This is a genomic window from Ectothiorhodospira sp. 9100, from assembly GCF_022227565.1.
Classification (GTDB): Bacteria; Pseudomonadota; Gammaproteobacteria; order Ectothiorhodospirales; family Ectothiorhodospiraceae; genus Ectothiorhodospira; species Ectothiorhodospira marina.
The window spans coordinates 40,923-56,014 of sequence record NZ_JAJNAN010000007.1 but is presented as its reverse complement, the minus strand read 5'-3'; the positions used below and the strand labels follow the sequence as shown (position 1 = coordinate 56,014).

The following is a 15,092-nucleotide window of genomic DNA, read 5'->3' as shown; positions in this document are numbered from 1 at the left end:
ATGACATTCGATCTGGAATTGATTCTGGTGCTGGGGACCTTGGTCACCGGCCTGGTGTGGCTGGCGGACATGATCTGGTGGCGCAAGTCGCGCATGGCCAAGGTCGAGGAGACAGGGCCCCAGCGGGACAAGCGGGCGGCAAAGGCCGCGGCCAAGGCCCGAGAGCCCTGGTATGTGGACTATGCCAAGGCGTTTTTCCCGGTGTTGCTCATCGTGCTCGTGCTGCGAGCCTTTGTGGCCGAACCCTTTCGTATTCCCTCCGGCTCCATGATGCCCACCCTGCTTGTGGGCGACTTCATCCTGGTGAACAAGTCCAGCTATGGCATCCGCTTGCCGGTGGTGCGTACCCGCATCATGGAGACGGGACAGCCTCAGCGTGGGGATGTGGCGGTCTTCCGCTATCCTGCCAATCCGCGTGAGGACTATATCAAGCGCATCGTCGGTATTCCCGGCGATCGAGTCGGTTTCTACGATAAACGTCTGTATATCAACGGCGACATCGTGCCCCAGGAGGTGCTTGGCACCTACGAGGGGGAAGGCTCAGGCGCGGTGATGACCGGAGCCCGTTTGATGGAAGAGCGCCTTGACGGCGTAACACATCAGGTGCTGGCCTGGCCGGATCGCCAGTCCGCCGAAGGGGAAGTGGTGGTCCCCGAAGGGCATTACTTCGTCCTGGGGGACAATCGTGACAACAGCAACGACAGCCGTTTCTGGGGATTCGTGCCCGAGGCGAACCTGGTGGGTCGGGCGATGTTCATCTGGATGCACTGGGACCATGCCGCGAAGGCGATGGATCTTGGTCGCTTGGGTACCCGGATCCAATAGCATGATCACGGGCATCGGCCACGGCTCCGGGGCGTCCCAACAGGCGTTATACTCTTCGCCTTTCCATTCATTTTGCCGGGGGTTCCCTACATGAACAGGCTGCATACACAATCCGGTGCGGGATTCATTCCGTTGCTGTTGATCATTGGTCTCCTCGTACTGCTGGGGACTGTGGGCCTGCGTCTGTTTCCGGTCTATACCGAGTACTGGAACGTGATGTCCATTGTGAAGGATGTGGCCAGCGAACCGGGGGCCGCCGACAAGAATGCCCGTCAGTTGTGGACGGATGTCAACCGCCGCTTCCAGATCAATTCGGTGGAGAATGTCGATCGCGATCATGTCACCCTCGAGCAGCAGGGGGGTGGACAGGTCCTGCGGGTGCAGTACGAGGTGCGCACCGCCATGATTGCCAATGTGGATGCGGTGGTGAGCTTTGATCGCGCGTTCCCTCTGGCGGATTGAGTATGGCACGTCCTGGTCTTATGGCGCTGTTACCGGCATCGGTACCGGATTCGGATGCGTTCCAACAGGCGCTGACCCACCGTAGCGCAGGTCAGCGCCATAACGAACGCCTGGAGTATCTGGGCGATAGCGTACTCAACTTCATCATTGCCGACCGCCTTTTTCAGGTACGCCCCGAGGCCCCGGAGGGCGAACTCAGCCGCCTGCGGGCCGCTCTGGTCAACAAGGACAGCCTGGCAGTGATCGCCCGGGATCAGGGCATGGGGGAGTTGCTCAGCCTGGGTGAGGGAGAGCGCAAGAGCGGGGGGCATCGGCGCGATTCCATCCTGGCCGATGCCCTGGAAGCGGTGATCGGTGCGGTATACGTCCTGACCGGGTTTGAAACCACGCGGGAGTTCGTACTCGAACTCTATGCCTCCCGCTTTGCCAGTCTGCCCAGTGCCGAGTCCCTCAAGGACCCCAAGACGCGTCTGCAGGAGTGGCTGCAACGCAGAAACCTGGACATTCCCGACTACGAGATTCTTGAAGTGTCGGGCAAACCCCATGATCAGCATTTCAAGGCAGCCTGCCATATCCCTGCTCGGGATTTATCGGTGAAAGGCGAGGGCAGCAGCCGTCGTCGGGCCGAGCAGGCCGCCGCTGTCAAGGCCATGGAAGCACTCCAGGCCGTGGAGAAAAACTCTTGATTGAACATTCCGATCCTGGCTTTCTGGGCCAGGGTGATCACCTCTCATCCACACGTTGTGGCTATGTGGCCATTGTTGGGCGCCCCAACGTGGGCAAGTCGACCCTGCTCAACCATCTGGTCGGGGAAAAGATTGCCGCTGCCAGCCGTAAGGCTCAGACGACGCGGCACCGGATACGTGGCCTGATCACCCACGGCCCGGACCAGCTGGTCTTAGTGGATACGCCGGGAGTGGACCCCTCCACGCCCAAGCTGTTGGGCAAGGTGCTCAACCGCACCGCCCAGGCGGCAGTGGATGACGTGGACGCGGTGGTCCTGGTGGTGGAGGCGGGCCGCTGGGAACCCTCCGATGAGGCCTTGGCGCAACGGCTCGAAAACGGCAACCGCCCTGTGGTGCTGGTCATCAACAAGGTGGACCGGCTCAAGGACAAGTCGGCCCTACTGCCTTATATCGATCAGGTGCGGGGACGGTTGCCATTCCATGATGTGGTGCCGCTCTCAGCCCTCAAGGGCCAGAACGTGGATCCCCTGGTGGCGACACTGATGCAGCTCCTGCCCCCGGGCCCTCATCTGTTCCCCGATGACGAGATCACTGACCGTAGCCAGCGATTCCGTGTCACCGAGGTGATCCGCGAGCAACTCCTGGAGCGTCTGGGCCAGGAAGTGCCCTATGCCACCTCGGTGGAGGTGGAGCAATGGGAAGATTCCGGCACGGCGCTGCATATCGGTGCGGTGATCTGGGTGGAGCGCGAGGGCCAAAAGGCCATCGTGGTGGGCAAGGGCGGCCGCATGATCAAGGGCGTGGGCAGCGGGGCCCGGCTGGAACTGGAACAGATGCTTGAACGCAAGGTGATGCTCAAGCTCTGGGTGAAGCTGCGTGACGGCTGGCAGGATGACCTGGATGGCATCCGTCGCATGGGGATCGACGTGGAGTCGTGAGCAGCGTTTCACGCAGCATTGGCTATGTGCTGCATGCCCGCGCCTACCGGGAGACCAGCCAGCTGCTGGAATTGTTCACCGCATCCGAAGGGCGCATGGCGGCCGTGCTGCGTGGTACCCGTGGCCGGGGTCGCCATGCAGCCCAGCCCTTTCGTCGCATGGAGTTGGCCTGGTCCGGACGGGGTCAGGTAGCAACGCTCAATCAGTGCGACGAGACCAGCGCACTGCGGCTGACGGGGGATCGGGCGATTTGCGGTCTGTATGTGAACGAACTGGCCATGAAGTTGCTTCCCCGGCAGATCCAGATACCCGAGCTGTTTGAAGCGTATGAGCGGGTGTTGCACCAACTGACGAATGTCGGCACTGCGGTGGAGATGCCGCTGCGCCAGTACGAACTGGCTCTGTTGCAATGGCTGGGAGAAGGGCTGGAGTTTTTGTCGACCGAGGCGCTGGATCCCGTTGCCTATTACCTGGTGAGACCTCAGCACATGCCGTACCTCGCTCGTGCTGGTGAGATGGATTCACCTTACTGCATTACCGGGCGGGCACTGGCCGCCCTGTTGCGTGGTCAATTGGAAGATCGCGAAGACCGGCGTCAGGCAAGGCGGTTGCTGCGCCTGTTGCTGGATTACCATCTGGAGGGTCAGCCCCTCGTTTCACGTCAACTCATCGCCCGCGGGCGATCGGATGCCACATCATGAGCTTTGTCTTTCCCCGTTTACGCCTGGGTGTGAACATTGATCATCTGGCCACTATCCGTCAGGTGCGTCACACCGCCTACCCCGATCTGGAAGACGCTGTGCGCCGCATTGAGGCCGCCGGCGCGGATATCATTACGCTGCATCTGCGGGAGGATAGGCGCCATATTCAGGATGCGGACGTTTACGGGCTGCGCCGTACGATTCAGAGCGGTATGAACCTGGAGATGGCCCCAACGGCGGAAATGCATGCCATTGCCCTGGAGGTGAAGCCCGAAGCCTGTTGTCTGGTACCCGAACGGCGCGAGGAACTGACCACCGAGGGAGGGCTGGATGTTTTGGGGCATGAGGAACGCCTCGCGGACTACTGTGCTGGTCTGGTGGAGGCCGGTATCAAGGTCTCTTTGTTCGTGGAGCCGGATCCCCAGCATCTGGATGCCGCCCACCGCATCGGTGCGCCGGTGGTGGAACTGCATACCGGAGCCTACGCCAATGCCAGCACTCCGGAGGAGCGCAATATCCTGCTGGAACAGATTGGCCGGGCAGCCCGGTACGGACATGAGTTGGGGCTGGTGGTCAGTGCCGGTCACGGTCTGGACTACGACAACGTGGGGCCTATCGCCGCAATCCCTGAATTCTTCGAGCTGAATATCGGCCATTCCATCGTGGCCCGGGCCCTGTTCTGTGGCGTACAGCAAGCCGTGGCCGAGATGCGATCTGCCATGGACACAGCCCGCTGATGCGCGTGATGGGCATCGGCACCGATATCGTTGCCGTGCATCGCATCGAGGCCTCGTTGGCCCGCCATGGGGAAGGTTTTGCCCGGCGCATTTTGCATCCGGATGAGTGGCAAGGTTTTCGCCATAGCTCCACCCCGGCCGCATTTCTGGCAAAACGTTTCGCCGCCAAGGAGGCCGTGGCCAAGGCTCTGGGGGTGGGAATCGGGGCGCGGATGTCGCTTCAGGATGCCTGCGTTGACCATGAGCCCAGTGGGCGTCCCGTGCTGCGCCTGGATGGTCGAGCGCAGGAAACCGCCCAGGCCCTGGGGGTCAGGGAGACGCAGATCAGTCTTTCCGATGAGCGTGAGTACGCCCTGGCCTTCGTGGTCATGTCAGGCTGATCACGTTGTTCCAGGTGGAGAGCAGTGCCTCCACTTCGACCAGCAGGGTTTGTCGCAGACCGGGGATAGAGACCTCATCACCCTCGCGCAATGCCTTTTCCAGGGCCGTACTGGCTGCTTCCAGGCGCGGCGTGGCGCAATAGCGCGAGGCCCCCTTGAGTTGGTGCGCCAGTTTCAGCAATGCCGGGCGTTTCAGCCCGGTATCGCATAATTCCTGCCGCGCGCGTGTCAGATCCCGGACCAACAATTGTCGCAGTTCCATCGCCAGTTCCGGAGAGTCGCCCGCCATGCGCAACGCACGTTCCGGATCGTGGAGTGGCCCGCCGGGAGGAATCTCGAGCGGGAGGGCATGGGGAGCCGTATCCACCGTGGGGGGATCGTCAGTGGCCTTTCGCACACAGTCCAGCAGATCATGCTGGGAGACCGGCTTGGTCAGAATACGGTCAAACCCCATCTCCAGCAGTTCCCCATGAAACTCCGGACGGGCATCGGCAGTGACGGCAATGATCCTGGCACCCGGGTCTTCCCGACGGATGAGCCGTAAAGCCCCCGGACCATCCAGAACCGGCATGTGTACATCCATGAATACGATATCGCAGCGTCGCGCCCGGTAGGATTCCACGGCCTGGCGGCCATTGGCGGCTTCATCCACCAGCCCCCCCATGCCATTGACGAATTCCGTGAGCAAACGGCGATTGATGGCGTTGTCATCGGCGATGAGAATCCGCTTGCCACTGATGGACCGGGGGCCTGGGCGAGCCACCCGGTGCCGCTCGCTGCTGAATGAACGCTCGGAGTCGTTGCCGTGTCGCAAGAGGTGGTCCCGTAGAATCCCCTCGGACAGTTGCGGTGCCACCACCAGAGCCCCTCGGCGGCGCCATTCCGCGGTGAGATCCTCCGGTAGGTTGGCGAAGGCGACCAGGATCATCTGATGGGCCCGTTGAGGGTGTTGCCGGAGCGCGCGCAGTGTTTCCGCATCCGGGTGGCGCAGCCAGATCAGGCCCCGATGCTCATCCGAGGCGCCCAAGGCATCCAGCAACCCCTTGATGCCGTCCACGGGCCATGCTTGCAGGCCTTGCCGTCGTCCGCAGGCCAGGGCAAGGTCACGAGCCTCCATATCATCCGCGAGGATGACCAGACCGCCAGCCATGGGTTTGGGCCTCGATACCCGGGTCGGCGCATCGGTGGTCTCCACAGGCACATTCAGGCGGAATGTAGCGCCTTTCCCAGGCCGACTGTTGACGGAGATCCGTCCGCCGAGCACATTGATCAGACCGCGCGTAATCCCAAGCCCCAGACCTGAACCGACCCGTTGAGCGTTGTCGGGTTGGACCTGGTAGAAGGGTTCGAAGATGCGTTCCAGTTGGGTCTCGTCGATGCCCGGCCCGAAATCCTGCACCTCCATCTCCAGAAGGGTGCCTTGCTCCCCACGGATCCTTACACGCAGGATGACATGCCCGTTGCGCGTGAACTTGACCGCATTACTGAGTACATTGGTCAGCAGTTGCTTCACGCGCAGCGGATCGCTGATCAGGTACTCTGTCGTGCCCGGTTCCATCAGCAGGGTAATGTTGACGGTCCGGTCGGGGACTGCCTTGTCGCAGACACTGATGACCTCGCCCAGCAGTTGCCGCAGGTTAAAGGCGGTGCGGTTGATATAAACGTTGCCCGATTCGATGCGGGAGATGTCCAGCAAGTCGCTGACCAGCTTCAGGGTGTCCTGACTGGATTCATCGATGATATTGACCCAGGCCCGCTCTTGCTCATCCAGGGTGCCCCGCTGGATGAGCAGCTCCGCATATCCTTGCACCGCGGTGAGGGGGGTGCGCAGTTCATGGCTGATGCTGGCCAGGAACTCGGATTTGCGCCGATTGGCCTGATCAGCCTCGCCACGGGCCCGGGTCAGCGCATGGTTTTTTTCATCGATCTCGTCGAGTTTCTCCTGCAAGCGTTGGGTGGCCTGAAGAATGCGTTCACTCATGGATTGCTGGGAACGCTCGATACTCTCCGCCATGCTGTTAATGCCTGCCTGGAGCACGCCGATTTCGCCGCCCACTCGGGCGCGACTGCGGGCTGTCAGGTCTCCCTGGTCAATGTACTTTACCGTGGCGGCAATCTTTTCCAGTGGTGTGGACAGGCGCATGCTCCAGCGACTCACCAGTACCCAGGTGGCAGCCATCAAAAGCAGTGCAATCATCAGACTCTGCAGCATGGAGTGGGTCTGGTGCACTGTGGTGGGGACGTTGGTCAGGCTGAGTGAGACACTCCCGATGAGACGCGGATCACCCTGGCCTTGGGCCTGAGGGGCATCGGGCAGGGGCAGGTCGAATTCATCCAGGGCGGTGAGACGGATTTCCTCATGGAAGTGTCTGACCTCCTCCCCAAACAACTGTGAGGCCATCCAGGCCATGGGCGAGTTGGGATCACTGGCATCCGGTCGTTGTTCGTGATGGTAGACCCGATGTCCCTGGTGGTCCCGGATGGAGACCACCAGCACATCAGGCTGCATGCGGGCCTTGGCGGTGATCGCTTCCAGGTAGTTCTGGTTTCCCGAGATGACCCCATATTCGGCCGCGGGCGCCAGAAATGCGGCCAGCATCTCACCGCGCAGCGCCAGTTGGGCATCCAGTTCCCGCACCTTGGTGTCTGTCCAATAGAGGGTCAGGGCCAGCGCCACCGCCAGGCTGGGTAAGAGGGACAGCATCAGGATGCGATAGCGAATGCGACCTTGCATCAGGGTTCTTCCACCGTGATGCGCAGGGAGCGGGCTACCTGGTGGTTGATGGATACCTGGTGGACCCCGGTATGACGCCGTATCGGTTTCCAGTCGGCGGGGCCCCGCAAGGATTGGATGAATCGGCCGGCTTCGTGGCCCAGGGCCGAGGGTGGACTATGGATGGACATCAGGGCTCCCGCCCGGTGAAGGGCCTCGGAATGACCAATCAGTGGCGTCCCCTGCCGGTAGGTCGTCATCATGATACTGACGATGGTGCGTGGGTTGTAGATACGGCGGTCGGGAACGGTGACAATGGCATCCGCTGCTCGGGACGCCCGGATGAAGGTGGGAATCAGATCATCGTCGCCCTTGGCGGCAAATCGCTGCAAGGCCTGAGGGTCGTCCTTTTCCCGAAGGTTGGTTTCGTCGCCGGTGGTGCCAAACCCCGGGCTCTGGACAATGGCAAAACGGTTCAGGGCAGGGATATGTCGGCGAACCATTTCCAATCGACGGTCCAGGGGAATGTCTATGAAAATCGCGGCAAAACGCGGATCGGCTTTCTGACCGGCCATGATTTGCTCGTGGCTCATTCGGGGTAGGGTGATGCTGAGCACTCGTGCCTTTCGCATTTGCCGTTGCACGGATTCCAGCGCCCGTGTCCCGGAGGTGATCACGAGGCAGCGATTGCAATCGGCACTTTGCATCCAGAGGGCTGCATCCGGGGCATCGACGGCGGTAAAAATTGCCTGTCGATCCGGAGGCAGGGCCCGGGAAAGGCCCTCGAAAACCTCTTGATGCAAGGGGGTGTCAGCACTGGCCAGAAAGAGCAGCCGTTCAAACTCCCCCACCGGCGAGACTGACCGATCAGCGCCCTGAGCAAGGGCGGCCCCGCCCATTCCGGCCCCCAGGGCGATGCCCAGGCAGATCCAGGTCAGCGAGGTGATGACCTCATGACAGCGTCGGCTCCGCGCCCGGGGCCGTTCGGGGCGAAGCGTTGTCGGGGAGCACCTGTGGATGCACCTGAAGGCGTTTGCCAGGGAGGAGGAGGGCCGTTCCATGGGCAGTTTCAGAACTCCGCGGTGAGGGTGAACCAGGCTCCCGTCTTGCGAGGGTTGGCACGCCAGTCACTGCCTGGCAAACGGCTGTCATGGCCGCTGGCCAGGAGATCGGTGATGGATAGAGCGGCTTCCACTTTGGGGGTAAGCGAATGGGTGACATGCAGATCCAGAAAGCCGTTCCCGCCATCGCTGGCCGGGCCGCCGGGATCGTCAATCCATTTCAGGCTGCTGTAGTGATAATAGCTGCCCATGATATGCCAGTCATCGGTGGGACGCAGGATCATGCCCAGATTGACCACGCTCGAGGGCACGGAATCGGCCTGGATCTGGCCGTGATCATCGCTGCGCGCGCGCATCAGGCTGACACCGCCCGTCAGGCGGAGATGACGATGGGGACGATAGCCAAATTCCGCCTCCACACCCCGGATGTTCAGGTTGCCTTCGTTCCTGATGATGCCGGGTAGGTTGGCATTGATGATGGCCTCGTAAGGCATCTGGATGATGCGTTCAATGGTTTTATGAAAACCTTTGAGATCGACGGTGACATGCCCTTGGTCGAATTGCCCATGGTAACCCAGTTCGTAAGCGCGGATGACCTCCGCCTGAAGATCGTCTTCAGTGGTGAGCAGGAAGATGTCAGTGTGAGGTATGCGGCCCTTGGCATCGGTTTCCACCAAGCTGGGCGTGCGAATGGATCGGGACGCGACAGCACGAAAGCTGTGTGTTCTATCAGGCATGAGGGTGATCCCGATCCGAGGCAGGAACTCATCACTCACCCGTTCATTATGTTCATACATTCCACCCAGATGCACCATCCAATGAGGGTCAGGGGACCATTCCAGGTGGCCGAACACCCGGTACAGGTCATTATTCACCCACTTGTCATGGTCGTAGTAGAACTCGGATCGTGATTGATCACGTCGCGCGCCCGCCCCCATGATCCAGCGTGCGTCCCGACCCAGAGTACTGTGGCGCTCCATCTCGATGTCGTGACGGCGGGATAGGGTGTCGGCCGGATCTTCAGGGGCATTCGCAAAGAAAGCACGACCCTCGTTTTGATGGAAAAAATACTGAAAGATATGGTGTGTGCCCATGTCGCGATGATCTTCCAGCCTGAATTGGAGGTGGCCGGAGTCGAGACTGTCATTGCGAAAAGGTGGATGCGTCTGCTGGGATACGCTGGAGTCTCGCTCTGCCTGGAAGAGGCCGGCGTGTGTTGTCAGTGTCCGTCCTGGCGAGAATTGCCAGTCTCCACGAATCGGCGGTATGCAATCCTTGTCATGACTGGGGCGTTCCATGTGGCGGGGCAGGGTTGCCAATGGGCTCCTAGAAATTCAGAGAAAGGCTTAGGTAGGCTTCGGTGGTTCTATGGTTGCCACGCAACACGGGACCATCCAAACGGCTATCAAAGCCACTGGCCAGAGCGTCCTTCACGGACAGGGTGGCCGAGGCATGGGATCCTAGCGTTCGGCTCAGGTTCAGGTCCAGGAAACCATCTCCCGCATCCGTGGGTGGCGCCCCGGGGTCATCCAGCCAATCGATTGAGCCATAGTGGTAATACTCCATGGTCAGCGTCCAGGCATTGTCTGGTTTAAACATCAATCCAAGGTTGAAGGTGTGACCCGGTATGGAATCGGCCTGGGGACGTGCCTCGGTGGCCACCTGGGTCGTGTCCAGCAGCGCGAAGCCCGCCAATAGGCGCAGGCGGTGCGTGGGCCTGTAATTCCACTGGGTCTCAATGCCCTGGAGGGTCAATCCACCGACGTTGCGAAACTCACCTTCATTTTCGAGTCCGTAAAACAGGCCATAGGGCATTTGAATCAAGTCACGCAGTTCGTTTTGGAACAGCTTCACGTCCGCCTTCAGTTGACCCTCGGCAAACTGGAGGTGGTAGCCCAGTTCAAGCGAATGAATCACTTCCGGCTTGAGCCCACCCCTTGAAACCGTGCGATCTGTTGGCTGGCCGTCCGCTGTGAGATCGACCATGCGGATTTCCTCTTCCGCCAGGCTGGGGGTGCGCACAGCCCGGGAGGCCACGAAGCGCAGGCTGTGTTCCGGATGGGGCATGTAGATCACTGCGCCACGGGGCATGAGGTTATCCCCAGTGATATCGTTGTATTCGTACATGCCGCCCAGGTTTATCAGCCATTGGGATGTTGGAGACCACTCCATATGGCCAAACGCCCGGTACAAGTCGTTGTCAATCCATCCCCGGCCATGGAAATAATAGGATGAGGCGGAACGATCCAGTCGGGCACTGCCGCCGTAGACGATTCTGGAGTCGGGAGAAATCCGGTGCGACGACTCCAGTTCCAGGTCATGACGTTGCGCTCTGGAGTTGCGGTTGGTCCGATAAGGCTGACCATTATTGTTTAAAGCAGTGAAACCATCCTGCAAGTCGTGGAACTGGAAGTAGTACTGAAGCCGGTGGGTCGTGTCCGGATCGCGCGTGTTCTGGACTTGCAGGTGAAAGTGGCCAAGGTCGCGGGTGAATTCGCGAGATGGCAGGCGGTTGCGTACGCGATCAGTCCCTTTACGGGTTTGTCCCAGACCTAGTTGGGTGGTGATGCCAATCCCGGGTTGGGGGTTCCAGTCGGAGCGGGCGCTGAAGGTATCGATGTGCCGCTGATCGTATTTGTCCGGAAAACCATCATCCTCCTTGTGCTGAATGGCAACTCGATAGCTGCTCTGCTCGGTACTGCCACCATAACGCCAGCGCAGATCCCGAACCCCGTTGGAGCCCAGGCGGGTTGACACCTGGTGGCCTTGAGTCTCGGCGGAGTGCCGGGTGAGGATGTTGATGATCGCAAAGAAGGAATTGGATCCATAGGCTGCGGCATTGGGCCCGCGGATCACCTCGATACGTTCGATGTCATCGGGCGTCAGGTCCAGGGCACCCCATTGGACACCCCCATTGATTGAGGTGTAGAGGGAGCGGCCATCCACCAATACCTGTAACTGACGCACGAACTGCTCTGCGAATCCATGATAGGTCACGATGGGGCGCCCACCGCTGGTGGATCCCACCACGAATCCCGGCACCATGCGCAGCAGTTCATGGATATCGCGTGCCTGACTGTTTTGGATCCAGTCCCGGTCGATCACCGTGACCGAGGCCGGCGCCTCGATCAGGGGCTGCTCCAGGCGGGTAGCCGTCAGGGCCACGGGAAGATCCATGAAAAAGTCCTCCTCGGTAGGCCATGACTCCTCGGCCACCACGGGGAAGATCAGGCTCATCCCCACCAGGCCCAGACCCGTGAGCCCCATCCAGCGGTAGTTGCCTGACGACAGGAGCTTCCGGCGACTTTCGGGGGGCATTTCGAAAGGGGTGTCCGGCATGGTTATAATGGGCCCTGAGTCTCGAGGCGACCTTTAGCGATGAATTATCCGACGATGGAATCCTGCGTGGGCAATACGCCCCTGGTACGGCTGCAGCGCCTGCCGGGTGACACCTCCAATGTCCTGCTGGCCAAACTGGAGGGCGACAACCCGGCCGGTTCCGTCAAGGATCGCCCGGCCATGAGCATGATCCGCCATGCCGAGGCCCGCGGTGACATCCAGCCCGGGGATACCCTGATCGAGGCCACCAGTGGCAACACGGGCATTGCCCTGGCCATGGCGGCGGCCATCCGGGGTTATCGGCTGGTCCTTATTATGCCGGAAAACATGAGTGCTGAAAGGCGTGCCGCCATGAAGGCCTTCGGCGCCGAGATCATCCTGGTCACGAAAGAGGAGGGCATGGAGGGCGCGCGGGACCTGGCCCAGCGAATGCACGCCGAGGGCAAGGGGCGTGTGTTGGACCAGTTTGCCAACCCGGACAACCCCCGTGCCCACTATGAGACCACCGGCCCGGAGTTGTGGCGGGACACCCAGGGGCAGATCACTCATTTCGTCAGTTCCATGGGCACCACCGGCACCATCATGGGGGTGTCGCGCTATCTCAAGGAACAGAACCCGAACATCCGGATCATTGGGGTGCAGCCCACCGAAGGCTCGAGCATCCCGGGTATCCGCCGTTGGCCCGAGGCCTATCTGCCCCGCATCTTTGATCCCGCCGCCGTGGACACGGTGATCGATGTCTCCCAGGACGAGGCCGAGCAGACCATGCGGCGACTGGCGGCGGAGGAAGGCATCTTCTCGGGCGTGTCGTCGGGAGGCGCCATGGCGGCGGCCCTGAGGCTGTCGGCTGAATTGGAGAATGCAGTGATCGCCTCCATCGTCTGTGACCGCGGTGACCGCTATATCTCCACCGGCGTGTTTCCCGCATGACGGCTGCCTTTGCGGAACCGGTGATGGTCTTCGACATTGAGACCATCCCCGATGTGGAGGGTGGCCGCAGGATTCATGGCCTGGATGATCTGGATGATGCCAAGGTCGCCAAGGCCCTGTCCCAACTGAGGCTGCAAAAGACCGGTAACGAGTTTCTGGCTCACCACCTGCATCGGGTGGTGGCCATTTCCGTGGTCCTGGCCACCCGTGACCAGTTGCGGGTGTGGTCTTTGGGAGGCCCGGACTCGAACGAGGCCGAACTGGTCCGACGCTTCTTCGAGGGGATTGAGCGCTATGCTCCGACCCTTGTGACCTGGAACGGCGGTGGATTCGACCTGCCGGTGCTGCATTATCGCTCGCTGCTCCACAAGGTGTCGGCGCCCCGGTACTGGGACAACGGCGATGATGATCGCAGCTTTCGCTACAACAATTACCTTTCCCGCTTTCACTGGCGTCACGTGGACCTGATGGATGTGCTGGCCGGTTTTCAGATGCGTGCCAATGCACCGCTGGATGAGATGGCTACCTTGCTGGGTTTTCCCGGCAAGATGGGCATGAGCGGTGCCCATGTGTGGGATGCCTGGCTGGCGGGTGATATCCAGGGTATCCGCAACTACTGCGAGACCGACGTGCTCAACACCTACCTGGTCTTTCTGCGCTTTGAACATCTCAGAGGACGCCTCAGTGATGAGGGCCTGTCGCGGGAGGAGGGGCGCATGGCCGAATTACTGCAGGCTTCGGAAGCCACCCATCTTCAGGCCTTCCATGAGGCCTGGCTCGGACACCCCCCGGAATGAGTCCCAGAAAACGCAATAAACTGCCGGATACGCCGGTGCAGGCGCATATCGACTCCATGACCCACGAGGGGCGCGGTGTCACCCGCGTGGAAGGCAAGGCCGTCTTCGTGGATGGGGTGCTGCCCGGCGAGACCGTGACCTTCCGATATACCCAGCGTCGCCGCCGTTATGACGAAGGTCGTGTCGACCAGGTGCTGGAGGCCTCAAGCGATCGGGTGGAACCCCGTTGCCCCCACTTCGGTATCTGTGGCGGGTGTGTGCTCCAGCACATGGATCCAGCCGCCCAGGTGCGGGCCAAGGAGCAGGCCATGCTGGAGAATCTTCAGCATCTTGGGGGTGTGAGTCCCGAACGGGTGCTCCCCGCCATCACCGGCCCCCGGTGGGGCTACCGGCGCAAGGCTCGCCTGGGCGTGAAGCATGTGCCCAAAAAGGGGGGCGTGCTGGTGGGCTTTCGGGAGCGGGGCAGCCCCTATCTGGCCGAACTGGAGGTCTGCCACGTGCTGCATCCGGCGGTGGGTGAGCGCATCATGGCCCTGCGGGATCTGCTCACGGCCATGCAGGCGCGGGACCGGATCCCGCAGATTGAAATGGGTGTGGGGGACGATGATGCAACTGCCCTGGTGTTTCGTCACCTGGATCCTCTCACCGAGGGGGACCGGGAGCGTTTGAAGGCCTTCGGCCAGGACCATAGCCTGCAGATCTGGCTGCAACCCGGTGGCCCGGACAGCATCACCCCCCTGTGGCTGGAGCCCCCGGCGGATCTGTGTTTCACTCATCCGGAGGAGGGTCTGCGTATCCCGTTCTCCCCTGTGGATTTCATCCAGGTGAATCGTGATGTGAATCATCTTATGGTGCCTCAGGCCATGGAGCTATTGCAGGTGGCACCGGAGCATGGGGTGCTGGACCTGTTCTGCGGCCTGGGTAATTTCACCCTGCCGCTGGCGCGGCGGGCCGCCCGGGTGACGGGGGTGGAGGGGGATGCGGCCATGGTGGAACGGGCCCGGGAGAATGCAGTCAAAAACGGTATCCACAACACCCGTTACTTTGCCGCCGATCTGAGTGCGGACCTTGCCGGGGCCCCCTGGTTGTCCGAGCCGGTGGATCGGGTCCTGCTGGACCCGCCCCGCTCTGGCGCCCGGGAGGTGCTGGGGCCGGTGGCGGCCCTGGCGCCGGGCCGGATCGTCTATGTCTCCTGCAACCCGGCCACACTGGCCCGGGATGCGGGCGAACTGGTCCGGCAACATGGCTATCGTCTGGAGGCGGCGGGTGTCATGGACATGTTTCCGCACACGGCTCATGTGGAGTCCATGGCGGTGTTCAGCCGCTGACAGCGAGGCAGATCATGATCGATACCACCACCCTGGTCCTGAGCAAGGGCCTTTTGACGGCTGCGATCCTGCTGGGCGGTTGCGCCTGGCAGATCTGGTCGGTGAAGCGGGCGTTGAGGGAGCGGAGGGAGAAAAAAGGCTGATGTGATGGGTCAGCCGCTCCGCCCTCACCCCAACCCCTCTCCCGCCAGCGGG

At 61.4% G+C, this 15,092-nt stretch carries 15 protein-coding genes; 11 read left to right on the top strand and 4 right to left on the bottom strand.

What is annotated here, in order from left to right; all coding sequences use genetic code 11:
- The 7 genes from lepB (at position 1) to acpS (ending at position 4,729) form a co-directional block, all read left to right on the top strand.
- On the top strand, positions 1 to 825 hold the full coding sequence (gene lepB, locus LPW29_RS03865) for a signal peptidase I (protein WP_238626950.1): 825 nt from the start codon (positions 1 to 3) through the stop codon (positions 823 to 825).
- Positions 826 to 915: 90 nt separating this feature from the next.
- Entirely contained in the window at positions 916 to 1,287 is a 372-nt protein-coding gene (locus LPW29_RS03860; RefSeq protein ID WP_090252662.1) for a DUF4845 domain-containing protein, read from the top strand.
- A 2-nt stretch (positions 1,288 to 1,289) separates the two neighbouring features.
- A complete protein-coding gene (gene rnc, locus LPW29_RS03855; protein WP_090252664.1) occupies positions 1,290 to 1,973 on the top strand; it encodes a ribonuclease III in 684 nt (227 codons plus the stop codon).
- Positions 1,970 to 2,911, top strand: a complete 942-nt coding sequence (gene era, locus LPW29_RS03850) for a GTPase Era (protein ID WP_255705480.1) — start codon at positions 1,970 to 1,972, stop codon at positions 2,909 to 2,911. The genes rnc and era overlap by 4 nt, the downstream gene beginning before the upstream one ends.
- A complete protein-coding gene (gene recO / locus LPW29_RS03845; RefSeq protein WP_238626949.1) occupies positions 2,908 to 3,612 on the top strand; it encodes a DNA repair protein RecO in 705 nt (234 codons plus the stop codon). The genes era and recO overlap by 4 nt, the downstream gene beginning before the upstream one ends.
- Complete coding sequence (gene pdxJ, locus LPW29_RS03840) at positions 3,609 to 4,349, top strand: pyridoxine 5'-phosphate synthase (protein WP_090252670.1); 741 nt, start codon at positions 3,609 to 3,611, stop codon at positions 4,347 to 4,349. Before recO ends, pdxJ begins: the two co-directional genes overlap by 4 nt.
- The gene (acpS, locus tag LPW29_RS03835; protein WP_090252672.1) at positions 4,349 to 4,729 is read left to right on the top strand and encodes a holo-ACP synthase; all 381 of its coding nucleotides are present in this window, start codon (positions 4,349 to 4,351) and stop codon (positions 4,727 to 4,729) included. The genes pdxJ and acpS overlap by 1 nt, the downstream gene beginning before the upstream one ends.
- Here acpS and LPW29_RS03830 read toward each other — a convergent pair.
- The 4 genes from LPW29_RS03830 to LPW29_RS03815 form a co-directional block, all read right to left on the bottom strand.
- The gene (locus tag LPW29_RS03830; RefSeq protein ID WP_238626948.1) at positions 4,716 to 7,463 is read right to left on the bottom strand and encodes an ATP-binding protein; all 2,748 of its coding nucleotides are present in this window, start codon (positions 7,461 to 7,463) and stop codon (positions 4,716 to 4,718) included. The genes acpS and LPW29_RS03830 overlap by 14 nt on opposite strands.
- Entirely contained in the window at positions 7,463 to 8,341 is an 879-nt protein-coding gene (locus LPW29_RS03825) for an ABC transporter substrate-binding protein (protein ID WP_238626947.1), read from the bottom strand. Before LPW29_RS03825 ends, LPW29_RS03830 begins: the two co-directional genes overlap by 1 nt.
- A 170-nt stretch (positions 8,342 to 8,511) precedes the next feature.
- The gene (locus tag LPW29_RS03820) at positions 8,512 to 9,822 is read right to left on the bottom strand and encodes a TonB-dependent receptor plug domain-containing protein (RefSeq protein ID WP_238626946.1); all 1,311 of its coding nucleotides are present in this window, start codon (positions 9,820 to 9,822) and stop codon (positions 8,512 to 8,514) included.
- Between the two features lie 7 nt (positions 9,823 to 9,829).
- Positions 9,830 to 11,821 (bottom strand): TonB-dependent receptor plug domain-containing protein, encoded by a 1,992-nt coding sequence (locus tag LPW29_RS03815; protein WP_238626945.1) that lies wholly within the window; start codon positions 11,819 to 11,821, stop codon positions 9,830 to 9,832.
- A gap of 60 nt (positions 11,822 to 11,881) precedes the next feature.
- Here LPW29_RS03815 and cysM point away from each other — a divergent pair, with 60 nt between their 5' ends.
- Genes cysM through LPW29_RS15465 form a run of 4 tightly spaced genes read left to right on the top strand, consistent with a single transcriptional unit; the run spans position 11,882 to position 15,040 of the window.
- Positions 11,882 to 12,772, top strand: coding sequence for a cysteine synthase CysM (gene cysM, locus LPW29_RS03810; RefSeq protein WP_238626944.1), 891 nt, complete (start codon positions 11,882 to 11,884; stop codon positions 12,770 to 12,772).
- On the top strand, positions 12,769 to 13,569 hold the full coding sequence (locus tag LPW29_RS03805; RefSeq protein WP_238626943.1) for a 3'-5' exonuclease: 801 nt from the start codon (positions 12,769 to 12,771) through the stop codon (positions 13,567 to 13,569). The genes cysM and LPW29_RS03805 overlap by 4 nt, the downstream gene beginning before the upstream one ends.
- Positions 13,566 to 14,897, top strand: coding sequence for a 23S rRNA (uracil(1939)-C(5))-methyltransferase RlmD (gene rlmD / locus LPW29_RS03800; protein ID WP_238626942.1), 1,332 nt, complete (start codon positions 13,566 to 13,568; stop codon positions 14,895 to 14,897). Before LPW29_RS03805 ends, rlmD begins: the two co-directional genes overlap by 4 nt.
- A gap of 14 nt (positions 14,898 to 14,911) precedes the next feature.
- On the top strand, positions 14,912 to 15,040 hold the full coding sequence (locus LPW29_RS15465) for a hypothetical protein (protein WP_255705485.1): 129 nt from the start codon (positions 14,912 to 14,914) through the stop codon (positions 15,038 to 15,040).
- Positions 15,041 to 15,092: the final 52 nt, after the last annotated feature.